Origin of the sequence: Oenococcus sicerae (genome assembly GCF_004102045.2) — a bacterium.
Classification (GTDB): domain Bacteria; phylum Bacillota; class Bacilli; order Lactobacillales; family Lactobacillaceae; genus Oenococcus; species Oenococcus sicerae.
This window is the reverse complement of record NZ_CP029684.2, coordinates 821512-844790: the sequence shown is the minus strand read 5'-3', so window position 1 is coordinate 844790 and position 23279 is coordinate 821512. Positions and strand designations below refer to the sequence as shown.

The 23279-nt window shown below is 39.1% G+C and carries 24 protein-coding genes; 8 read left to right on the top strand and 16 right to left on the bottom strand.

What is annotated here, in order from left to right; all coding sequences use genetic code 11:
* Positions 1-202: 202 nt before the first annotated feature.
* The 9 genes from DLJ48_RS04275 to DLJ48_RS04235 all read right to left on the bottom strand — a co-directional run bounded on the left by DLJ48_RS04275 (position 203) and on the right by DLJ48_RS04235 (position 8884).
* On the bottom strand, positions 203-1591 hold the full coding sequence (locus DLJ48_RS04275) for a glycoside hydrolase family 32 protein (protein WP_128686242.1): 1389 nt from the start codon (positions 1589-1591) through the stop codon (positions 203-205).
* The gene (locus tag DLJ48_RS04270; protein ID WP_128686240.1) at positions 1591-2445 is read right to left on the bottom strand and encodes a carbohydrate ABC transporter permease; all 855 of its coding nucleotides are present in this window, start codon (positions 2443-2445) and stop codon (positions 1591-1593) included. The genes DLJ48_RS04275 and DLJ48_RS04270 overlap by 1 nt, the downstream gene beginning before the upstream one ends.
* Complete coding sequence (locus DLJ48_RS04265) at positions 2438-3325, bottom strand: carbohydrate ABC transporter permease (RefSeq protein WP_128686238.1); 888 nt, start codon at positions 3323-3325, stop codon at positions 2438-2440. The genes DLJ48_RS04270 and DLJ48_RS04265 overlap by 8 nt, the downstream gene beginning before the upstream one ends.
* A gap of 55 nt (positions 3326-3380) precedes the next feature.
* On the bottom strand, positions 3381-4676 hold the full coding sequence (locus DLJ48_RS04260) for an ABC transporter substrate-binding protein (protein ID WP_128686236.1): 1296 nt from the start codon (positions 4674-4676) through the stop codon (positions 3381-3383).
* A 133-nt stretch (positions 4677-4809) separates the two neighbouring features.
* Complete coding sequence (locus DLJ48_RS04255; protein WP_128686234.1) at positions 4810-5790, bottom strand: LacI family DNA-binding transcriptional regulator; 981 nt, start codon at positions 5788-5790, stop codon at positions 4810-4812.
* Between the two features lie 86 nt (positions 5791-5876).
* Positions 5877-6755 (bottom strand): proline iminopeptidase-family hydrolase, encoded by an 879-nt coding sequence (locus DLJ48_RS04250; RefSeq protein ID WP_128686232.1) that lies wholly within the window; start codon positions 6753-6755, stop codon positions 5877-5879.
* A 49-nt stretch (positions 6756-6804) separates the two neighbouring features.
* Complete coding sequence (locus DLJ48_RS04245; RefSeq protein WP_128686230.1) at positions 6805-7146, bottom strand: ribonuclease G; 342 nt, start codon at positions 7144-7146, stop codon at positions 6805-6807.
* 89 nt (positions 7147-7235) lie between these two features.
* Complete coding sequence (locus DLJ48_RS04240) at positions 7236-7523, bottom strand: hypothetical protein (RefSeq protein WP_128686228.1); 288 nt, start codon at positions 7521-7523, stop codon at positions 7236-7238.
* Between the two features lie 74 nt (positions 7524-7597).
* On the bottom strand, positions 7598-8884 hold the full coding sequence (locus DLJ48_RS04235) for an O-acetylhomoserine aminocarboxypropyltransferase/cysteine synthase family protein (protein WP_128686226.1): 1287 nt from the start codon (positions 8882-8884) through the stop codon (positions 7598-7600).
* A 536-nt stretch (positions 8885-9420) separates the two neighbouring features.
* Here DLJ48_RS04235 and DLJ48_RS04230 point away from each other — a divergent pair.
* From DLJ48_RS04230 to ribB, 6 genes are all read left to right on the top strand, one after another.
* Entirely contained in the window at positions 9421-10053 is a 633-nt protein-coding gene (locus tag DLJ48_RS04230; protein ID WP_128686224.1) for a carbonic anhydrase family protein, read from the top strand.
* A 9-nt stretch (positions 10054-10062) separates the two neighbouring features.
* Positions 10063-10695: an NAD-dependent epimerase/dehydratase family protein gene (locus DLJ48_RS04225; protein WP_128686222.1), complete on the top strand. Its 633-nt coding sequence runs from the start codon at positions 10063-10065 to the stop codon at positions 10693-10695.
* Positions 10696-10851: 156 nt separating this feature from the next.
* On the top strand, positions 10852-11325 hold the full coding sequence (locus DLJ48_RS04220; protein ID WP_128686220.1) for a PH domain-containing protein: 474 nt from the start codon (positions 10852-10854) through the stop codon (positions 11323-11325).
* Positions 11312-12763, top strand: coding sequence for a PH domain-containing protein (locus tag DLJ48_RS04215; protein WP_128686218.1), 1452 nt, complete (start codon positions 11312-11314; stop codon positions 12761-12763). Before DLJ48_RS04220 ends, DLJ48_RS04215 begins: the two co-directional genes overlap by 14 nt.
* Positions 12764-13007: 244 nt before the next feature.
* Positions 13008-14618 (top strand): ATP-binding cassette domain-containing protein, encoded by a 1611-nt coding sequence (locus tag DLJ48_RS04210; protein WP_128686216.1) that lies wholly within the window; start codon positions 13008-13010, stop codon positions 14616-14618.
* A 294-nt stretch (positions 14619-14912) separates the two neighbouring features.
* Positions 14913-15551 carry a 3,4-dihydroxy-2-butanone-4-phosphate synthase gene (gene ribB / locus DLJ48_RS04205; protein ID WP_128686214.1) on the top strand — a complete coding sequence of 213 codons (639 nt, stop codon included), beginning with the start codon at positions 14913-14915 and terminating at the stop codon, positions 15549-15551.
* A gap of 78 nt (positions 15552-15629) precedes the next feature.
* On the opposite strand, the gene DLJ48_RS04200 is transcribed toward ribB, so the two are convergent.
* Positions 15630-16526, bottom strand: coding sequence for a LysR family transcriptional regulator (locus DLJ48_RS04200; protein WP_128686212.1), 897 nt, complete (start codon positions 16524-16526; stop codon positions 15630-15632).
* A 140-nt stretch (positions 16527-16666) separates the two neighbouring features.
* Between DLJ48_RS04200 and DLJ48_RS04195 the strand changes: the two genes are divergently transcribed.
* Both DLJ48_RS04195 and mutY read left to right on the top strand, forming a co-directional pair.
* Complete coding sequence (locus DLJ48_RS04195; protein WP_128686210.1) at positions 16667-17866, top strand: aminotransferase-like domain-containing protein; 1200 nt, start codon at positions 16667-16669, stop codon at positions 17864-17866.
* A gap of 212 nt (positions 17867-18078) precedes the next feature.
* A complete protein-coding gene (mutY, locus tag DLJ48_RS04190) occupies positions 18079-19200 on the top strand; it encodes an A/G-specific adenine glycosylase (protein WP_128686208.1) in 1122 nt (373 codons plus the stop codon).
* Here mutY and DLJ48_RS04185 read toward each other — a convergent pair.
* The 6 genes from DLJ48_RS04185 to DLJ48_RS04160 all read right to left on the bottom strand — a co-directional run bounded on the left by DLJ48_RS04185 (position 19189) and on the right by DLJ48_RS04160 (position 23161).
* Positions 19189-19902 (bottom strand): ABC transporter ATP-binding protein, encoded by a 714-nt coding sequence (locus DLJ48_RS04185; RefSeq protein ID WP_128686206.1) that lies wholly within the window; start codon positions 19900-19902, stop codon positions 19189-19191. The two genes, mutY and DLJ48_RS04185, sit on opposite strands and share 12 nt — an antisense overlap.
* Positions 19902-20477 (bottom strand): hypothetical protein, encoded by a 576-nt coding sequence (locus DLJ48_RS04180; protein WP_128686204.1) that lies wholly within the window; start codon positions 20475-20477, stop codon positions 19902-19904. The genes DLJ48_RS04185 and DLJ48_RS04180 overlap by 1 nt, the downstream gene beginning before the upstream one ends.
* On the bottom strand, positions 20474-20860 hold the full coding sequence (locus DLJ48_RS04175) for a stage II sporulation protein M (protein ID WP_478212221.1): 387 nt from the start codon (positions 20858-20860) through the stop codon (positions 20474-20476). The genes DLJ48_RS04180 and DLJ48_RS04175 overlap by 4 nt, the downstream gene beginning before the upstream one ends.
* 126 nt (positions 20861-20986) lie before the next feature.
* Entirely contained in the window at positions 20987-22480 is a 1494-nt protein-coding gene (locus tag DLJ48_RS04170; RefSeq protein WP_128686200.1) for a hypothetical protein, read from the bottom strand.
* Positions 22481-22528: 48 nt separating this feature from the next.
* Positions 22529-22777 (bottom strand): hypothetical protein, encoded by a 249-nt coding sequence (locus DLJ48_RS04165; RefSeq protein WP_128686198.1) that lies wholly within the window; start codon positions 22775-22777, stop codon positions 22529-22531.
* 105 nt (positions 22778-22882) lie between these two features.
* On the bottom strand, positions 22883-23161 hold the full coding sequence (locus tag DLJ48_RS04160) for a hypothetical protein (protein WP_202982893.1): 279 nt from the start codon (positions 23159-23161) through the stop codon (positions 22883-22885).
* Positions 23162-23279: the final 118 nt, after the last annotated feature.

Genomic DNA, 23279 nt, shown 5'->3' with positions numbered 1-23279 from the left:
ATATTTATTGGCAAAATCCGAAGCCTGCTCAATACTTGCAAACTGTTTGCGCGGCGACTTTAAATTATGTGTTTGTTCATTAATAAACCAATCATTTTTGATATCATATATTCCGAATGTAATAGGCCAGTCCTTCTTTCCTTACTTCCAGCTTATAACCGATCGGTCGGATTAGCAAACGGAATCACCTATTCATTAAAATTTATTTGATATTTTCCAAATTAATGATTCGTCCGGTAAATTTGCTTGTACCAAAGTAACTGATTTTCTCCCAAGGCCGCTCAGGGTACAGTACAACACTAGCCACACCGGTGTTGTCAATAAATAACTCCAAAGATGACCGGTCCAGCAATAAAATAAGAACTTGATCCTTATCAGAGGTGCTCATGATATTGATACGGCGTTTACTGGAAACAAGTGTCAAGTTGAGTTCATAATCGCTATTTGTTTGACGGCTTAACTCAATTTTTTCTTGACCGCCCGTAAGTAAAAGTCGATCACCTACAGCTAAACCGGAATTTGAATTTAAAATCAAAGTATCCAAAAAAAAGATCGAATGTTTTGAACTCAGACTAAAAGGACTGTTGGATTCGTTTTGGCCAAGTTCCAATACTGGCCTCTGGATTAAAGCACCATTAGCCAGCGAAAGTTCGCGAGGAATGCCCATTTGGCCATTCCAGCTGTGTTTCTCGTCCGACAAATAGTTCACTAGATCGTTGTTTCGCAACCAAGGGATCATAATCCTTTGGCCTTGGTAGGAAAAAGATTGTGGTGCATAAAAGTCCTGACCCTGATCAAGAATACTAATTTTGTTCAATTGAAAATGGCCAGTCGACCAATCCAGATCGCCTAAAGCTAAATAGACTGCGTTAGGCAGATCCGGACCTACGATCGCACTGAAAACCAGTGCATACTGATCATCTAATTGAAATAGATCAGGGCATTCAGCCATCATACCTAACTCTGGGCGATTTGAAAAAATTGTCGAGAAATATTGCCAATCCAATAAATCATCAGATCGATACAATAAAATTTGTCCTTGAGCGTGAGTCGTGGAAGCAATGACAGCATAATAATGGCCATCGTGATGTATGATTTTAGGATCACGAAAGTCGGATCGCGATGCGCCTTCGGGTAATTTGTCTGCTGCGATTACGGGATTTTTTTCATATTTTTTAAAATTAAGGCCATCAAGCGAATAGGCAATATTTTGTGTTTCGGTCACACTGCCATCAGCTAAAACAACGTGACCCGTGTACATCAAATACAAAAGACCGCCTCTTTCGATCGCCGACCCGGAAAAAGCCCCGGAACGATCGTAATCTTCATCTGGCGCCAAAGCCGGCATTAGATTCTGCCAATGTAGTAAATCCATACTCACCGCATGACCCCAGTGCATGTTGCCCCATTTTGTTGCATAGGGATTATATTGATAGAATAAATGAAATTGTTTTTGAAAAAAAATTAGGCCATTAGGGTCATTTAGCCAGCCAAGCGGCGCCGAGAAGTGGAATTCAGGTCGGTAAAGATCAGAGGAATCACGAAAATTACTTTTGATATATTTAGTTGCTTTGGACAATATAAGACTCATTATTTTTCACCAGTTCCTGAGACGCCCAGACCTTGAACGAGATATTTTTGGAAGAACAAATAAACAATAATTAGCGGTAGGGTCGAAATCGTCAAAATCGCCATCACTTGGTTCATATAGACCGGCACCGTATTATTAATATTCGTAATAGCCACCTGTAAAGGAAATTTGCTGGAATCAGTTAAAACCATCAGAGGCCAAATATAGTCATTCCAACTGCCGATAAATGACAAAGTCCCGACAGTTGCAATGGCTGGCTTGGCCATTGGCAACATAATTTTCCAATAAATCATAAAACTGCCAGCTCCTTCCATTTCAGCAGACTCAACCACATCATTAGAAATTGCGTCAAAGAAATTTTTAAACATATAAATATAAAAAGGTGCAGCAAGCGATGGAAAAATAACCGCCCATGGTGTGTTTAAAATGCCAAGCGCTTTGACGATCTGAAACTTTTGGATAATAATGGTTTCCCCAGGAATGACCAGCATCGCAATTAAGAGACCAAAAATAAATTTCTGTCCTTTAAATTTAAATTTAGAAAATCCGTATCCCGCTAAAGAATTCACTAAAATCGAACCAGCAGTCACACTTAAACCATAAAAAAGGCTATTTAAAATATAAGTCAAAACAGTAAAACGAGATAACAAATTCTTATAAGCATCTCCCCACTGATCGATATTAAAAGAAGGCAGAAAGGCTCTAAAACTATCCATGTTTTTATAAATTTCAGCTTCAGGCTTTAATGAAGAGGCAATCATCCACACTAATGGAAATAGAAATAAAAATGCTAATAGCGTAATCAAAATCGTACTAATGATCGTCAATGCAAATTTTTTTGGATGATCAGACATTCTGGCTGCCCCCCGCACCTGTGATCCGGCGCTGAATAATCGTAAAGATGATGATCGCTAAGCCATAGATAACACTCATAGCACTGGCATAGCCAAGCTGCCGATCTGTAAAGCCGGTTCGATAAATATAATAAACAGGTGTGATCGTTGAGTTCAGCGGCCCGCCTTGTGTCATGCCCATAGGCTGGATAATCAGCTTAAAAGCGTCGATAAAAGTTGTCGTCAAAATCATAAGAGAAGTCGGCTTCAGCATCGCTAAAGTAATATGGCGGAAGCTTTCCCATTTATTTGCACCATCAATTCTTGCAGCTTCGTAAAGTTCATTGGGAATATTCTGCAAGCCGGCAAGAAAAATCAGCATTTGATAACCAACTCCCTGCCAGGCAGAAAGACCAATAATGGCAAACATCGCTTGTCTCGGGCTCGTTAAAAAAGGCTGAGCTTTAATACCGATTTTTAACAGCATACTGTTTAAGATCCCTTGTTCAGGATTTAAAATGTACAGCCACAGCACCGAAGTGACCGCTAGAGAGACAACGACCGGAGCAAAAAAGGCAACTTTAAAAAAAGTATTCCATGGCCGTTTCTTACGAACTATCAGAGCCAGACCTAATGCAGTACCAACTTGTAGCGGCATGACAAGCAGGACAAATTGGCCAATATTTTTAACGCTTGTCCAAAAAATTGGGTCCTTTAACAAATTAACGTAATTAAGCAGACCAATAAATTTTCTAGCCTGGGGTGCCAGCATGTAATAATTTGTTAAAGAATAATAAATGGATAAAATTGCCGGAATAAAAAGAAACAAGGTCAGCAGCAGCAAGGCTGGAAAGATAAATAGCCAGCCCTGATTATTCCGTTTTGCTAATGAATTATTCATATTTGTGTCCTTTTATTTAGCGAAATAGATATTGTTTTCGGCAGTGATAAGTCGGCTATTTTAAATAACTTTGAATCGTCTTTGCTTCACTTTCCAGCAAATCAGCGATATTCGGGTTCTGTTTATAATAAGTGGTCTTCGTGACAGCGTCAGCAAAAATCCGTGATACTTGTGGATAATTAACCAGAACCGGACGGGAGTGACCACTTTTTAAATTCTGCTGAATCAAAAATTCCATTGGTGCGCTCACTTTTGTCAGCATTTTTTTGGAAACGGATTTACGCGCTGGCAAGACCGTATTAGTCATGGCAGTGCGATACATTTGCGCTGTTTCGGTTAAGAAATTAACTAACGCACCAGCTGCCTCAGGTTTGCTTGTGCTTGCGCTCATAGCGTATTGCCAGCTGCCGGTCGGTGAAACCAGTTTGCCTGTTTTAGGTGAAACAGGATAAGGCAGGATACCGTAATCAATGTTTTTATATGATGTGTTTAATTCTTGGATCGCCCAAGACCCAGACATGAGCATCGGATATTTGCCCGTTTGAAAACCTTCTTGAATCGGACTGATCGTCGTATAACCATTTTTCACTAAATTCTGTAAAAAAGTAAAAGCCGTTTGCGTTTGTTTTGAATCAAAGACACCCTCAGCTTTCGTACCAGCCGCATTCGTGATCTTGCCACCAGCTGACCAAATAAACGGCGCAAATGAATAGAGCGACCATTCTGAATGATCATTAAGCTGCAGATCAATTGCCGGACGATTAAAATGATCTTTCAGTTTTTTTGCAATCTCAGTAAATTGATCCCAGTTCCAAGACTTGCTCAAGCTAGGAAGTTCTGAATCAGAAATACCAGCCTCTTTGAACATCTTTTTGTTGTAATAAATGCCAACGCCGGATTCTGAATAACCCACTGCATAAAGTTTATTTTTATAGGTGCCTTGTGAAAGAATACTTGGCAAAATATCCTGCTTGTTTTTAATATATTTGCCAACCGGTTGAATAATTTTTGACTTGGCATAAGCCGCAGTATTCGGTCCATCCAAAGTCATCACATCAGGTAGGCTATTGGAATTCAGAGCCGCATTGATTTTATCTTCATAACCGCCACCAGAACTGCTGCGAGGAATATATTGAACCGTTGCATGATATCCTTTACCATTTGTCTTGTTAAACAAAGCGATATTTTTGACCATCGCCTTGCCTTCAGGATCATCTTTTGAATAATGAACCCACATCGTAATATTCTTTTTTGTATTTCCACCAGAATTGCCGGATCCGCTTACCATGTAAACGACAAATACAGCAGCAAGGACCACGACTGCGATGACCGCTATTTTCCCTTTTCTCATACAACCACCCTCCTCTCAAAAAGCATCTTTAGCCATTTTTGTAACGTTTCATTACAACTAGATAATAATATTGTAAGCGCTTACTGTCAAGCGGTTTTTAAAAAATTCGAACTTTAACATGCCGCTTGCCATATCAAGAATGCCGAGTTGTCAAACCGGTTCTAAATGAGACGGGAAGTATTTGTATTTCTTGTTTGTGAAGCGGATCTTTAATTTTTCTCAGCAATATTTCGACAGCGGCTTTAGCCATTTTAGTAATTGGCTGAGCGATCGTTGACACGGATAAAGACACATCTTCAGTGAGCATAATGCCATCGTAACCAATTAGCTGAACATCCTGAGGAACAGATAATCCACGTTTATTCAATGCCTGTTCCACTTCTATGAGCGTTGTATCATTGACACAAAAAATGCCATCTACACGAGGATCTTTATCGAAAAGTTGATTGACTAAACTGTCAATGCTATGGTCAATTGGAGCAGGAACAAAAATATCATTAACATCTTGACAATGATTTTTAGCGTACTCCAAAAAACCATCGTGTCGTTTGGTGGTCTCATTTTTGTAAGCTGCATAACTGCCAAAATAAGCCAGATGTTTGGCGCCGGCTTTGATCAATTCTGCGGCTGCTATTTGGCCGCCCTTGAAATTTTCTGAGCTGACATAGGATACTTGCTCCGTAAAGTAACGATCAACACTCACAAAAGGAAGTTTGGACGACACATATTGATCGATCTCGCTGTAAGTAATACCGATAATGCCGTCTACTTTATTTTGCGTGACCATTTTAATGTATTCATATTCCTTGCTGGCATCTGCTTCCGAATTACACAGCAGTAATTTGTAGTGTAGATGATAAAGCTCGCGTTCAACGCAATATGCAAATTCGGCAAAAAAAGGATTCCAGATCGTGGGCAGGATCAAAGCAATTGTTTGCGAAGAATTAATTTTTAAACCGCGCGCATAATCATTACGAACATAACCTAATTTCGCGACAGCCGCTTGTACTTTATCAACGCTTGCAGCTTTAACGCCGTCTATATGATTGATCACGCGTGAAACAGTGCCCAAGCTAACCTTAGCTAGCTTTGCAACATCTTTCATTGTTGACATTTCAGTCCCCTTTTATTCATCTCTAAAAACGACACAATCAAATTGAAGCGCTTTCACTATCATTTTATAAATTTCGAGTCAAAAAATCAGTTATTTAGAAAATTATTTAATTGTTGAAAAAAATACTCAGGATTATCACGAATGACAACATGCGTTGCTTGTGGAACAACCACCAATTTTGCGTTTTGCATATGCCGAATTATCTTTTGAATTCTCGCGATCGGAATCATATCTTGATCACCAATCATGAATTGAGTGGGTGTGTTGATCTGATCGATCCTGTCAGAAATATCCCAACCCGCCATCGTCCCAACTGTCTGAAAGGGATTGCGGCCCATCATATAATCAGCGACCTGCATATTAGTTGTGGAAACAGCATGTGTTGTCGAGCTTTTAGAAAAACGACCATAATAATCTTCATAAAACCTTGCCATATATTGATTAAATAAAGGATCGTTCAAGTCGCCTGCATTCGCTTCTTTGAATACATAGGCGGCCTCATCTGCGGACAAAACTTTGGAAACTTCGTCCTTCATACGATCGGTGAAGTCACGATCTCTATCAGACATTCCCACAATAATCAGCTTATTCAACCGCTTCGGATATTTTAAGGCATATTCTAAAGCGATCATGCCGCCCCATGAGTAACCTAATAGCACAAATTTTTCGTAACCTAATTGTTGGCGGACAGCTTCTAATTCGTCAACAAAGTAAGCAATATTTAAATACTTTTCGGCCAATGCTAAATCCGAAAAGTCCGGTTGATCCGAATACCAAGATCCCAATTGATCATAGTAACTGATTTCGTTTTCTAAAAGTGCTGCCGGCAAAGTCTCAAAAGATTCGTGGTTATCTCCAGGACCACCATGAACTGCGATTACTTTTGTTTTGCCACCAGAGTTTTCTGTATGCGACCAAAGATGAAAACCATTTTTTAATGTGAGAATATGACTACCGTTTTCCATAGACTAAGCATAATAAAAAACGGCCGCAGCCGCTGAATACTTTATCCGATTAATTTGAATTAAATAAGACTACTCCAAGTGCTCCTAGGAATATGATGAACAAAATATTTAACACAATGGCGGCTAAGAAAAGAATAAACTGAACAAAACCAGCACGATCCCAAGTTGCCATGATCGCGTTATATTCAGCTTCATTTTGATACGAATTCTTTTCCCATGCCCAACGATGTGCTTTAGCACCAACTATAAAGACCCAAACCAGATTAAAGATCGGTACTAAGATCCACAGCGTCAGATAGACTCTGTTGCCAATTCCCCAATTAAAAGCATTCATAAAAGCGCCCCAACTCCAATGATCAACTAAAGCAGGCTCTGTACCCTGATTTTCCATAGCAACTCTCCAATAACTATTTTCTAATAGCTTAACACGAAAAAAATCCCAAACTTTTAAAGTTTGGGATCATCAAGTATATAGATCGATTATTTAACTTTTGCCCAGGTCCTAAGATCGGTGAAAGTTTTTTTAGAATCTTGCGGTTCGTTTTTTTCAAGCTCATCAATTCGAGCAGCCACTCTTTTCAAATCCACTTTGGGATAAGCATCAATTTTTTCAGATTTTTGAACACCTGAATTATCATAAATTGATTTTAATAGGTACCTTTCTACATCTTTGTCTTCGTCGGCATTAAAGGATTCGATCCCTTTTGCCAACATAATGGATAAGCCCTCAACATTCAATTTCTCTGCGTCTGCTTCTGCTAATGCCATTTTATTCACCTCTACCCTTCATATAATAAACATTAGTCAGGAAAGGTCAATCATTGCTGCGGCAAATAATCAAATTAGTTAACTTGTGCTAGAGCTTGGTCTAGATCAGCAATCAGATCATCAGCATTTTCAATACCAATAGAAACACGAATCAGGTCAGGAGTGATACCGACTGCCTTTAACTGTTCGTCATTTAACTGTGCGTGAGTCGTAGATTTAGGATGAATGATCAAGGATTTAGCATCGCCAACGTTTGCTAATAATGAAAATAATTCTAGATGATTGATCAAGGTACCAGCCCCTGTTTCACCAGCTTTCAAACCAAAAGTAAAAATTGAACCGGCTCCCTTAGGAAAATATTTTTTGGATAATTCACGATACTTCGAATCATCTGTTTCTGGATAAGAAACCCAAGCGACCTTTGGATGTTTTTGCAAATATTTAACGATCCTGCGAGCATTCTCAACATGCCGCTCAACCCTGAGCGACAAGGTCTCTAAGCCTTCTAAAAAATACCAAGCGGATTGCGGTGATAAAGTGGCGCCCGTATCGCGTAAATGCTCGGCACGGATCTTCGTTGTGAAGGCAGCGCCATCCAGATCAGCCCACACCAAGCCGTTATAAGCCGCTGTCGGATTAACAAAATCTGGATAACGACCTGACTTTTTATAATCAAAGTCACCTTTCTCAACAACAACACCACCGATCGTCGTCCCATGACCGCCAATAAACTTCGTTGCTGAGTGAACCACGATATCGATTCCATATTCAAAAGGCCGGATCAGATAAGGAGTTGCAAAAGTCGAGTCGACGATCGTTAAAATGCCATATTTTTTTGCGATCGCAACAACAGCTTCAAAGTCTACGATGTTAATTGCTGGATTCCCAAGACTTTCAAAGAAAATTGCTTTCGTATTATCTTGAATAGCGGCCTCAAAGTTAGTTGGATCATCTGGATCTACAAAAGTCGTCTCGATGCCTAATTTTTTTAACGTCTCGCTAAACAATTCATAAGTGCCGCCATAAAGTGTTGAAGCTGCTACAATATGGTCGCCTGCACCAGCGACGTTCTCAATAGCTGCCGTCACAGCCGCTGCACCAGAAGCTAAGGAGATCGCACTCGTGCCGCCTTCCAAAGCAGCGATCCGTGTTTCAAAAACAGCATTAGTCGGATTAGTCAGCCGGCCGTAAATATATCCTGGATCTGTCAAGGCAAAACGACCCGCAGCCTCTTTAGCATCCTTAAACACGAAGGATGATGTTTGGTAAATCGGTACTGCACGCGCACCGGTAGCTGGGTCAGGAGCTTCTTGACCAGCGTGAACCTGTTTTGTTTCAAAATGATATTTAATTTGACTCATGAGAAGTACCTCGATTTTTTATATTTTTAAGAAAAGAAATCAACAAAAAAGTCGCGGCACATTCGTGTCTCACTCAAACCTTGGCCCCGCCAGAGCAGCAGCCAGCATATCGTTGTATGACTTCGTATTCGGCTCATCGAAATATTCCTCGTGTTAATGACTAAAAAAGCACTCCAAAAAATTGGAATGCGAGGCGAATCAATCACGGTGCCACTCGTTTTTGATTCTTTGTCACCAAAAAATCCTCATTAAGTTTATGCAACAAACTCACAGCTATAACGGGCATTCCCGCGCTTGCAGCATACTTCAGCAGACAAGCAGTCGACTCAAGAACCATCTTCTTAAGTATTCACCCGCCGATTTTCACCACTCATCAGCGTCTCTTCAGGCTGCAAACTTAATACTCATTCCATCACTGTCTATTGGCTAGAACTTTAAGCGCATTTATCATATATGTCAAGCAGACGATACGAATTGTTTTTTAAAGATCGCCCGTCTAAAATGATTAATTAATAACTCGGAATTGAGGAACTGACATGAAAAAGCTTGATTATGATCAACAAGATCTTTGGCCATTTATATCTGGGTCCATGCAATCCCCTGTTGCTTTGAATTCCCAGACGGCAAAAAGAGCCCGCTACCAGGCACCTTTAAAATTTGATTACGGAACCGTTGCTATGTACGTCCATGATACTGGTCGCGGACTGGAAGTAGGCCATCGCGGTCACGCTATTTTAAATAACCGCCATTTTGAATTGCAGCAGTTTCATATTCACACACCGAGCGAACATACCCTGGACGATCGCACATTTGCGGCCGAGATCCACTTTGTCAATCAAGCCGCTGATGGACAATTAGCAGTTGTGGCTGTTTTTGCCAAACTCGGCCGAACGTCTACGGTTCTCGGTCGCGTCTTTTCACAAATTGGTCAGGAGACACTTTTTAGTTGTGATACAAGCGATTTAATGCCAACAAATAAATCTTATTTTCATTATTTAGGTTCACTGACCACACCGCCATTAAGCGAAAACGTCGAGTGGTACGTTTTTCAAAATCCAATTGAAATTTCCACTCAGCAGCTTGCCTTTTTACAAGACTTGTATGCACGCAATAATCGTGATTTGCAGCCTTTGAAAGGACGATCGCTTTTGTATTATGAAGCAGACTAGGAGTCTAGCATGAAAATCGTCGTATTTGGCGGTAGTGGTTTTATTGGTCAAAAAATAGTCGAAAAACTCATTCAAAATGGTCAACAAGTCACAAGTATTTCGCGACATGGCCAAGCTGTTAATTTAACTGGAACGTGGATCGACCAAGTTGAGTGGGTCGCCTCTGATATCTTAGTCGACGATCGTTGGCAAAAATACGTTGATCAAGCCGATTGGGTCATAGATGCGATCGGTATTCTGTTTGAAAATCGCCGCAAAGGCCTGACTTATGAAAAATTTATGATCGAACCAGTACGTAAAATCACTGATTATTTGAAAAACAATCAGCAAACGAGCCGGTTTTTGTTTATTTCGGCCAACAAAATGCCTGTCATTCTGCGTAAATATATGCTGGCTAAATACGCGGCGGAAAAAATCGTCTTGGCACAAAACAGACACAACACAATTATTTATCCTGGCATGGTTTACGATCGAGCACGGCTTTATTCAGTCATTCTAGCAGCGCCGTTAAATGTGTCCAAACAACTACCTTTACTAAAAAAATTGCTAGCTGCCTATATTCCGGTTCGCCGAGATACCCTAGCAGATGAAATCGTGAAAGTGATCAATGGCGGCAGCTCCAGCTATCAGCGACGCAGATGATCTACAGATGAGTTAAAGTTCAGAAAAACATTGTACAACGATTACAATTTTTATTGACTGAATTATAAGATTATTTTGACCATCGGTTGACAAGCGTTCTTTGAACCTTTTTAATGATAGTTAATCAACAACACAACAACCCCCTTAGGAGAATAAATGAATCAGACACACAAACTGCCTGCAAGAATCAAAATAACCTGGTTGATCAGCGCCTTAGGCAACCTATGTTTACTAGTTATCATCAATATTGCCATTTTTTTTGCCAGTCGCTTTTGGCACTTGCCAGCCTTTATCATCTACTTAGTCGCCGCCCTTACGCTGGTCGCTGCTTTTATTAACTTCCTTTCCATCCCATATCGTTATCGTTTTTGGCAATATACGATTACAGAAAACGCCGTTGAAATGCAATCAGGATTTGTTTTTCGTCAACGAATAGCTATTCCGATCACACGCGTACAAAATGTTACTTTGTCTGCCGGCCCTATTCTGCAGTGGCAGAAATTACAAAAAGTGACTGTCGCAACAGCTTCGACCCAACATGATATTGACGGATTAGAGCCCATAACAGCAGAAAAACTCCGTGATCAAATCATGGACTTGGCTGTGGAGGTACAAGATGACAAAAGCTAGTCATCTTCATCCTTTTTCGATTATCGGATTTATTTATAAAAATTTAAGGTCGACTTGGTATCTGTGGATCTATATGTTCTTTAATGTTAAATTCGATAACACTGCTGATAGTTTGATCAGTTTAGCGGAACTAGCGGCTGTCTTGCTTGTGTTTATTATGATGCCTATCGTTCGTTATTACTGTTTAACATACGAATTTAACGACAATAGTCTGACGATCCACTCAGGCCTTTTTGTACGTCAGCATAATCATATTCCCTACAGCCGCATTCAAACGATCCAACATAAACAATGGTTTTTTCTAAAACCCTTTAATTTAGAATCCTTAGCCATAGAAACGGCCGGCCATAATGACGGCAAAGCCGAGGCCCAATTAGCTGTTATTCCCGTAAAAACTGCTCACTTGATCGAACAGCTGAACCGGCGCAGCAGCCAAGTTGTCTCTACGGAAACGATTGAGGCTGATCATGTTGTTGAACCGCAGGCAGTTTACGATATTACGGCTAATGATCTTTCTTTGTATGCGATTACCTCAGTCGGCTTGATTCCAGCCTTGATCGCGGTTGGCAGTATTATGTCTCAACTAGATCGTTTTTTACCTGATCATTATGTCAAGGCAGCCAACAACTATTTTAATCATTTAAGCCTCAGCATTGCCTTACTATTATTTGTTTTGATTGCGATTTTAAGTCTGATCGTTTCTTATCTGAGAATTGTTTTGCGTTATTATCATTTTCAATTGACGAAAACAGATCAGAAGCTGACAACGATCGGCGGTTTTTTTCAAAGAAATACTGTGACAACACCAATTAATCGGATTCAGGCTGTTTGTATCAAGCAAAGTATTCTGCGTCAATGGCTGAAGTTAGCAACCGTTAATACGATTATTGCTTCCAATGCGGCTAAAAGCGAGGATGATCATGACGACTTGCTTGTGATACCTGTCATTTCAAATAAACTGGTTTTTAATAAAATTCATGCCTTTATTAGCTGGCTGCCAGCAATTAATCCTAATTTGAATCATTTGTCTGTTAACAAAATTTACTATTTTATTCGTAATGCAGTCATAATTTCCCTGCTGCCAATCGGGCTTGCCATCTATTTTTGGCGGCCCTTTGGTTATGCTGCTTTGCTGCTGCTAGCGGTCGCTGCCAGCCTCGGCTACTACAAAAGCCGGCAAACTGCTTTTGCGCAAGTCGGCGATCAGCAATTAGTCTTGCAAGTTGGACGCTTGTGGACCAAAGAACTGTACTTTCTGCCATGGCAAAACATTCAATCGATTAATTATCATAGAACTGTCTGGATGGTACACAAAAACTTGGCTCATTTAACCATTAATATCAGACATGGCAACAGCAACCAGGCCATTCAGCTTCGTTATTTATCAGATCAAACAGCCAACAGTATCTATAATTGGTATCTTCGCCGTCATGCTTGAAAATCAAAAAACTAAAGTTTCCTACAGATGCAGGCCGTAAAAGAGATAGCATTTCGTCAAAATATGTTGTATTCTTTGGCTAATAGAAATCATTCCTAGGAAGCTGAAATATCGTATGACTAAAGGTGCTGTCTTAATTTGTTAGCAAGTTAAAAAATCTTTAAACGAGATTTTTTTGTGCACTCATTTTGTTTTAAACAATGTGCACTTTCTGAAAACAAATCAAAGAAAGCTGTCTTTTAATATGAATTTATATGAATGTCTCAGACAATTTCTGCCTCAGAATCTTTTTGTGTCTGCCTTTATCATCCTGCGTGATTTCGTCTTAATGATCGGCGCCCTCGCTTCGGCCAATGCATTGACAAATTTGGTCAAACGAGATTTTGATCAATTTATGTTTTGGATACTCGTGGAAATACTAGCCTATATTTTTTACTGCTACAGCTTGTATATCCAAGATTTTTATACTTCAAAGGTCATTCAATTAATGGACACAAGCATTCGACAAAATATTGCCAATAGGCTTGCCCAAAGTAGTTACGAAAAATATCATGAAAAAAACGAAGCCGTCTACAGTTCTTGGATGACCAATGATATTAATACGATCAACCAAAATGGTTTTAATAACGTTTATGACCTAATTGATAATTTAGCCAATATTAGTTTCTCGGCCATCGCGCTTGCTTATTATCATTTTTCATTAATTTTATCCGCAATTATTTTATCAGCGCTTGTGCTAGCTACACCTCATATTTTTACGAAAAAAATCACTGCTGCCTCGCTATCAATGACTCAAGGCAATGAAAAATTAACCAACCAGCTAACAGATATTTTGGAAGGTTTCAATCCTTTATATATGCTGAATCTTAGTCGATTAATTGTGTCAAAAACAGTCGCCTCATCAAAAGAAGCGGCAGCAAAAAATAATCATTATGCACGCATCTATGGCAGCATGTCGGCCACGACTAACGCCGTTAGTGTTATGTGCCAAACTTTTATCATGATTCAAACTGGACTGCTCGTGTTTGCAAAGCTGGTCACGATCGGCGCAGTGAATGCCACTCAAAATTTTGCCGGCAGTATCTTTGCTGGCATTACCGGCACAAGCGAAAGTTTAATTGCGATCAAAGCTGTACAGCCGATCTTTGATAAATTTACACAATTACCAGATTTCCATAAACAGCCGACCGCTGAACTTAATCACTTCAATCAGCAGTTAAGCATTCATAATCTGAGTTTTGGCTACGACCATCGACGTGAAATTCTCAAACAAATCTCTTTGACAATTGAAAAGAATCATAAGTACGCACTGATCGGTGATTCAGGCTCCGGTAAAACGACTTTATTGAATATTCTGGCCGGAAAATTAACCAGCTACACTGGAGAATTAATGATTGATGGTTTGAATTATCGAGATCTGGATTTAAGTCAAGTCAGGGAACAGATTTATTACTTGGATCAAGATCCCTATATTTTTAACGATAGTCTGAGGAATAATATCACATTAGATGACCATATTCATAATCTCGACTTGGACAAAATCATTGATCAAACGGGTTTAAGCAAGTTAGTTAGTCGTTTGCCTGATGGCTTAGACACGATTCTGCAATACAATGGCAGCGACTTGTCAGGTGGTGAAAAACAGCGGATCGTTTTAGCGCGCGGATTATCGAGCAAACGAAAAATATTTTTGATCGACGAAGGTACATCAGCTTTGGACAATCGATCTAGAACCGAAATTGAGGATCTGCTGACCAGTGACTCCCAATTAACAGTTGTGATGGTCACCCATCAGTTAAGAAAGGAATTAGAGCCCAAGCTTGATCGCATTTACAAAATCACGGCCCACTCATAACCACAAAATATTTTAATTCATATCATAAAAAAATTAAAGAAACACGTAATTAGTTTGTGGGATTTACAATCGCCTGTAGACTAAATAAAAAATCTTTTATCAGAGTTGCTAAACAGGTTTACAATAATTTATTAACGAACTATCTTAAGCGATATATTGATTAATGTTCGGTTTTAACGCTATTATTCGGTCATAAATTATAAAAATGATTAAAGAAATCAGAAATTAATACTCCCCAGTATTAATTCCTGTAGACTAAAAATGTTTCACAAATAAAATAATGGGCGGACAAAAATGAGCTATTCAACGATCGAGCAAGCAGTACAGCAATTAAAAGATGGCGGCCTGATTATAATCGCCGATAACGAAGGGCGCGAAAACGAAGGTGACTTACTAGGAGTCGGTTCTAAAATGACGCCTGAAAATGTTAATTTCATGATCACACATGCACGTGGGTTACTTTGCACACCAATTTCAGCCGAATTAGCCGAAAAACTAGCATTGAAACCTATGGTTGAAAACAATACCGAAATCAACAACACCGCTTTTACGATTTCCTTAGATGGCAATCACGAAGCAACTGGTGTCACGACTGGTATCTCAGCCTTTGACCGTTCCGCAACGATCAGGCAATTAGCCAAAACAGATGTTAAAGCCAGTGACTTTGTTCATCCAGGCCACTCATTCCCCTTGGTTGCTGTTACAGGCGGTACATTACAAAGAGATGGCCACACTGAAGCGGCTGTAGATCTTGCAAAATTAGCCGGTGAAACGGCAGTTGGTGCTATTTGTGAAATAGTCTTGCCCGATGGCCATATGGCACGGCAAGACTATTTGGAAGAAATGTCTGAAAAATTTAATTTACCCTTTATCACCATTAAGCAACTGGTTGCTTATCTGAAAAAGCAAACCGATAAAGCATCGATCATGTAAATTATTATTAAGTCATTGATAGACGACAAATAGAAAACTAGTAAACGATTGCGTTTACTAGTTTTTTTGACGCACTAATCAATCGATCAAAAGCTGCTGGGCATAGGTTTCCTTCAAAAAAGCGTTAATAGCGGCAATCATTTGCTTCGTGGATGGTGTCTGTGCCTGCAGTTTATTAGCAACTAAACAGATCGTGCGGGCAAATTGTTTGTCAAAAGGATAAATATGAACATCCCCAGATAATTTTTTTAAAGCTAATTTCGGCAAGATCCCAAGACCCAGACCACTTTCCACCATTGATAAAATCGACTGATCATCTATTGAATAAGTAAGCGAGTTCGGGTTAACATCATAACGATCCAAAGCATTTTTAGTATCACGATCATAATCGATTTGCTGCAAGATAAAACGGTGATCACCGATATCTTTTTTAGTGACAACTTTTTTGTCTTTTGGAACAAAATTCGACGGTGCCACACAATAAATCGGATCTTGAATCAAAGGTTCAACTAGTAAATGATCATCGATCGGTAGCAAACTAAAACCAACATCAATTGATCCATCGTGAATACCAGCGATAATTTGATTAAAGGTTCCCTGAAAAATCGTGACTTCAACGTGGGGATAGTCATCTTTAAAATGCTGCAAAATTGTTGGCAGCCAATTAATGCAAACACTGCTAAAGGCACCAATTCGCACTCGGCCATCATTGAGGCCTTTGATATTATCAGCTACTTGATGAAGCTGTTCCTCGGTGTTCAAAATTCTCCGAATGATGGGCAGCACAGTTTTCCCATCATTTGTTAATTCAACACCATTATGATTGCGCAAAAATAATGGAAAACCCAGCTCATTCTCCAGTTGATTAATCGAATGACTCACAGCACTAGGCGTGACATTTAATAGCTGCGCTGCTTGAAAAAAAGTACCCTTTTGAATGACTGCTGAAAAAACTTGATATGAAAAATTAGTCATGATAATCCTTTAGTTGAATAAATTTCATCAATATGTGAAAAAGTTGAATTTTACTTATCCATAAACTGAGCTTACCATGAAAAGAGAAAAGCGCAGACATGATTAGTCTGACTTTTAATTTTCTTATCGAGGTGAACAAAATGAATCATGTTGCAAGCAGAGTTCAAAGAACATCAAACAGTGGATTAGATAAACTTTTTCAAACAGCGAAAGCAGACCAAATTATTTTTTCAGCCGGTTACCCTGATGCTAACCTGTTTCCACAAAAGGCATTAGCACAAGCAGCAGCGACTACTTTCACCACATCATCACAAAATTTGCTGCAGTATAAAAATAGTCTGGGTTTAGCATCCTTGCGGGAAAAGCTAGTTGCAAGAACAGCTGATAAAGATAATATCAAGACAGATGCCACACACGTTATGCTGACACAAGGCGCTCAACAAGGAATTGATCTCGCCGCCCGATTAATATTGAATGAAAATGATGGTCTAATTGTCGAAGGCCCGACTTATATTGGTGCTCTGGCAGCCTTTCAAGCCTACGAACCGACTTTTTACGAAGTGCCAATTGAAGCAGACGGCATGAATGTCGAAATCTTGGAAAAAATTCTGAAACAGCATAATATCAAAATGATCTATACAGTACCAGATTTTCAGAATCCGACAGGCGCAGTAATGTCCCTGGCGAAACGCCAGCGTGTCCTTGAACTAGCCAATGAATATGATGTTGTCATCCTGGAAGACGGTACTTATCGTGACTTGCGTTATAGTGGTGAGAGTTTGCCAACTATTAAATCTTTTGACACACAAGGACGCGTCATTTATGTCAGCAGTTTTTCAAAAATTATCGCACCAAGTCTACGCTTAGGCTGGTTAACCGCTGAAGATCATTTATTTAAAGACTTGCTAAATTTGAAAAGTGCTGCTGATATTGAATCCAGCAACCTGACAATGTCCATTTTAAATGAATACTTGGAAGAAAATGAGTTAGATGACCATATCGAGATCCTTAAAAACAACTATCGTGAAAAAAAGAATGCCATGATCCAAGCAATGAAAGCTTACATGCCACGTAACGCAAAATTCACTGATCCTCAAGGCGGTTTTTTCATCTGGTTAACGATGCCAACAGGTTTTGATATGGACCGCTTTTCAGATCAGCAATTAATCAATACTAACGTTCGTTTCACGCCATCGACTAATCTGTATCCTTCCGGAAGTATTAAAAACGGCGCCCGCATTAACTTCACAGGCGAATCAATCAGCAACATCAAACTTGGTATTCAAAAATTAGGCGAAGCACTTAGTCAAGCCTGGCAAGACCAGACTGTCAACGTCTGAACGATTGATAGCTTCAAAAAATATTTCAAATCACATCAATTCGGCATACACAGTCAAGCATCTTGCACACAGAGTAGACTACTAAACGTCAAATTGGCGTAAACAAAAAATAATCCGTCAGCAAAAACCATCATGTCACAGCATGATGGTTTTTAATAGGACTCAGAATAACAATCATAAATGTGTATCATAAATTGAGGAGTTTCCTTAATATGATTGAATGGTCAGATGATAAAATTCACTCGTTTCAAATAACTTTATTAGATTGGTACGATCATAATAAACGCGATCTGCCCTGGCGCCAGGATCATGATCCTTATCACGTCTGGATATCAGAAATTATGCTGCAGCAGACTCAAGTCCAGACTGTGATCCCTTATTACGAACGTTTTATGGCTGATTTTCCAACTATTGAAAAGCTGGCATCAGCGGATGAAGGCAAGCTCATGAAGGCTTGGGAGGGCCTTGGCTATTATTCTCGCGCCCGTAATTTACAAAAGGCGGCCAAACAATTAGTTGATGACTATCACGGCAAGTGGCCGAAAACCAGTGAAGCTCTACAACAACTGGCTGGTATTGGCCCTTATACAGCTGGTGCGATTGCCAGTATCGCCTTTAATCAAGCAGTTCCAGCCGTAGACGGAAATGCTTTTCGCGTTTTTTCACGTTTACTAGAAATTGATGACGAAATCAGTCAACCACACACACGACAACTGTTTGAAAAAATAATTGGGAAAATCATTTCTAAAGACCGCCCGGGTGATTTTAATCAAGCTGTTATGGATCTGGGTTCAAGCTACATGACAGCGGCCAATCCAGATTCTAGTCATTCTCCAGTGAAAGAATTCGATCAGTCCTTTATAGATGGTATTGAGTTAAACTATCCAGTTAAAAATAAAAAACCACGTCCCAAAGCAATCACTTATTATGGCTTAGTTGTGAGATCATCAGCTGGTATTTTGATGCAAAAGAGACCAGATACAGGTATTCTCGCTGATTTTTGGACTTTCCCTTTAGTGACAGAAACTGAATTATTAACTTTTGACGGCAAAGATGAATTCCTAACTGAATCCGACATGATGACTGCCTTAACTCGCTATTTTAAACACAACTATCAATTGCTCCTCAATATCCAGCCGTTACCCGTGAAAGCAGTCATTCATACTTTCACCCATCAAAAGTGGACCATTCACCTGCTGGCCGCCGAATTATCCAGCAAGGTCAACTTAAGCTTTTTTCCTGGAAACTGGTTTAGTCAACAAGATTTTCTTGACACAGCTTTCCCTAAAGTGCAACAAAAAATGACTGAACGTATCACTTCTTTAGACGCTTGATTGAGTTGTTTCATAACTATCTAAAATGCCTTGCTCCAAATTCCGCATGGCTTTTCCTCGATATTCAACAACTCGATCATTAGAAAACAAATAGACGCGGTCTGCCAAACGTCGGCATAATAAAAGGTCATGGCTGGTCACGATCACGAGTTTTCCAGCTTGGCGATAAGCCCATAGCTGTTTGCGCAAAAAATCCGTATTATAAATATCCAGCCCCAGACTGGGTTCGTCTAAGATAATGACCGGAGCATCTATCAAATCAATCAATGCCAAGCTGAGACGTCGCTTCATCCCGGTCGAGTAATCTTTGACAAGCTTTTTTTCTTGGTCGGCAAACAAATAGTTTTTAATCAAACCGCTAATAGTTGGCTCATAATCTTTGATGCGATATATTTCGGCAAAATAAGCTAGATTTTCTTTGGCATTTAAATAGTTAACCAATTGATTTTCGGTCGGCAGAAAAGATAGTTGTTTTCGTGCTGATACATCGTAGGGTATTCGGAGTTCGCGATCATCTAACATAATCGTACCTTGATCAGGTTGATTCAAACCAATGATGATTTCCATGAGAGTTGTTTTGCCCACACCGTTTTTCCCCACAAAGAAAACAATTTCATTTTGCGAAAAATCAAAATTCTGGTTATGAAAAACTATTTTGCCATCATAACTTTTGCTTATATTTTTTAAAGATAAGTAGGTCATTAAATCACCATTCCAATCAAAATAATTATTTGAAACACACTGTAAAATATGCAGGAAAGTCCAGCACCACTCTTTTTGATGTAGGGTAAAAAAGCAAAGACCAGTTTGACGACCAGGAGACATAAGCCATACACGGCATAGGCCTCAGCCGAAAACATGATCAGCTGCTCTCCTAACACAATCGTCAATAGAGCTAAACATAATTGACCCGCACTATTAATGAATACGATCTTCAATAAAAATTGATCATTGATTGACCGCTCATGCTCGAGTACAACTTTTCTTAATTTATTTTCCAATACAAAACAGACTCTCAGCATGGCTTTCAATAGGAAAAACATTATCGCAAATTGGAGTAACCGAAAAATAATCTGAATCACAGCATTGCTATAAACACGCTGCAAATTGGTGAAAAATTTAATTAAAAATGGCTGATCTGCCTGTGTCAGCGTCAGCGCATTATCTAAAAAAACACTGCCAAAATTCTTAAAAGTCACAAAAATAATTGAATAGAAAATAAGACTTAAAATCATGAAAATGAAGACGTTTCTTTTGTTAAATGCGTTTTTAATCATGGTTCACCTATCCCGTTGCTCACATAAACTTCAACGATTGACGCAATCAAATCAAGTGCCAATACCAAGCTGGTCAATCTCGTCATCAACCAGCAAAACTTGTTTCGATTAAATTTTTGACTCAAGACCAATTGCGAAACAAATAAATAAAAACCAAAAGAGGCTGCGATCATGATCGCTGGTAACTCAAACAAAGCATGCCAAAATATTTTTTCTGTCATATGCCAAAAACCAACCTTTGTCACCATGGCGGTTAGCTGCATACCAAATATCAGAAAATTACTTGCTATGAGGAGTAGGGATATCAGCCCATAGCTGAAAACACTTAGAATCAATATGAATGAAATCAGAACATTGTGGCAAAAAATTTCAATAACCGACATCGTAACTGTTTGATCATTTGACTGAAATAGTCCAATTAATTGCGTACCAATGAAAAAAGCTAGGATTGCCAATCCACAACTGATCACGAAAGATATCTTCAGAGCTTGGTCCACGGCAAACATTTTTTATTTAGCTGCATACTTTTTATACTCACCATAAAAATTTCGTTGACACTTGCCAATCAAATAAACACTTAAGGCATACACTAGCGCTAAGAATATGATCTGTCCCACAAAAATCCAAGCATCATGCCACTGCAAAGCCGACATAAAATACATCGGCATGCAAACTATTTCTGTGACCATTGCCACAGCAGCCCCAGTAGCTAAAAGACCAACTGTCGGCCAGACAGCATCTGATTGTCGATAACGAACAAAAAGACGAGACAATAAACTACTGAGCTGCAAATTAGCCAGCAGTGACATCGACATCAAAATAAATTCCTTACAAAAGATCAGAAAAACAAAATCAAATAGATGTAGCACTAACAGTAAGACAAAAATTTGAATCATGCCGACAAAGCCTAGGAAGATCTGATATTTTCTAATTACGTACATTAGCATACCAGGACACAAAAGATGCATCGTGATCTCGCCATTGAAATCATCTTGAACTTTTGCTTGAAAACTAGTGACGGTTTTTATCAGAAAAATGCTAATAAAGAACACCGCCGTAAGTCTGCTGGGTATTATAGACACATGCAAAACGGCCGAAATAACATAAGATAGCAAAATGGCTAAGACGGCTAAAAACAAATCTCGTTGAGACTGCTGCCAGTATCCAGTTTCCACTAATTTATCAATAGCTCTTTTACTAATTGCGTTGCCATTCAATAATTTATTAGCCACAACAAATCGATAAAGAAAAGTTCCCGTGAGTTGGGGCTGATTTTTTACGGCCGCAGTCGTCCTATCAGCAAGAACGTAATAGGTAAAGACGAGAATCGGTAACAACATCAAGCATGCGCTACAAATCAACAGATAGTCCGGACGTGCAATCACCGTCTGGCGAATATCAGTCGTCAAAAGTTTTGAAAAGGTCAGCCAATTTGTCAATTCAACAACAGAATGAACCGCAAAAACCGTGTTGATGACTAGGAGTTCGATCAAATAACCAACACCAGTTGATAACCAATTAAATAGATTTTTTCGAGTATAAAGTCTGGTAATTTGTTTTACTTTTCGCAAACAATTAAAGATAATTAAGGCTAGTAGGATTACCAGCGTGATATAGGGCCGAAAATTTTGCAATAACGGTATCGCAAAAACCAACAAAAAAACAAGATAAATGACATTATCCAGCATTTCGTATTTAAATGATTTAACAATTAAGACAAAAGGTTTTTTCCTTGGCCAAACAGCGGTTACATCATTTTTATTAGACCGAATAAAGCGATTAAACAGATCCAAGCCACCACTCAATCCAATCGTAGACGAGGCTAACAAGATATTGCTTAACAATTGATAATTGGATTGAATATCATCTTGAAAGAATAATCCTATAGCATAGCTCATCAGAGTTAAAAGTGACAAACTAAACAGCGTGATCCACAAAGACAATTTGTCTGATACTATCTCTCTGTAAAAAGCTTTGGATTCTAAAAATACAATTTTCAGCATTGCTTCTCTATGATAAATAAGTCATTTAATTTATATGAGTAATGTCATTTACCAAGCGATTGTCGCGCCCTTTCCTGCTTTTAATTTTTTGCTGATATACATACCGCCAAAACCGATCACGGTTGCGGCGATTAAAGCGCCCACGCCTGTTGCGGCCGTTAAGGCAATTGCTCGCCCTAACGTGATCGAACCCCTACTAAAAGCAGCGACCAAAATTGGATAAACAGCTTTAGCCGCCCCGGCTGAAATACCAAATGTTCCTGTTAATGCAAATATCATAGATAATAATTTATTCATGCAAATTCTCCTTGATGCGTTATTTATGAACCTAGCGTTTACCAGATTATTGAGGCAAACGACGTCCATTACAATTAGACGCAATCACAGCGTAAATTTAAAATATTATCTTTTTTTCATGAACTTAATCACGGAATAAATAACGAACCAAATGACTACAAAAGTTAGATACAAGCATAGCGATTGAAAAGTTAAAGTAAACTCAGTATTTAACTCACGCGGTGTTATTTGTGTCACGATTTTTAAGCCGCTCAACGTTGTAATCGTACTCGTATGATTGATTTGAAACAGTTCTATTAGATAATCAATCAAAAAAATCACAGCCCAGCAAGTAGACGCAATGCTAAGCTGTTTGACTAATCTTTTAATCATAACTGAGCTCATGTATTTTTCTCCTTTCTGAACCAGCTAATTATTGATACGTATTTTTTAAAGAAAAATAAAAAAACATCATATCAAATTAACAAAAATTTGGTATGACGTCCTGTAATCAAGAACTACA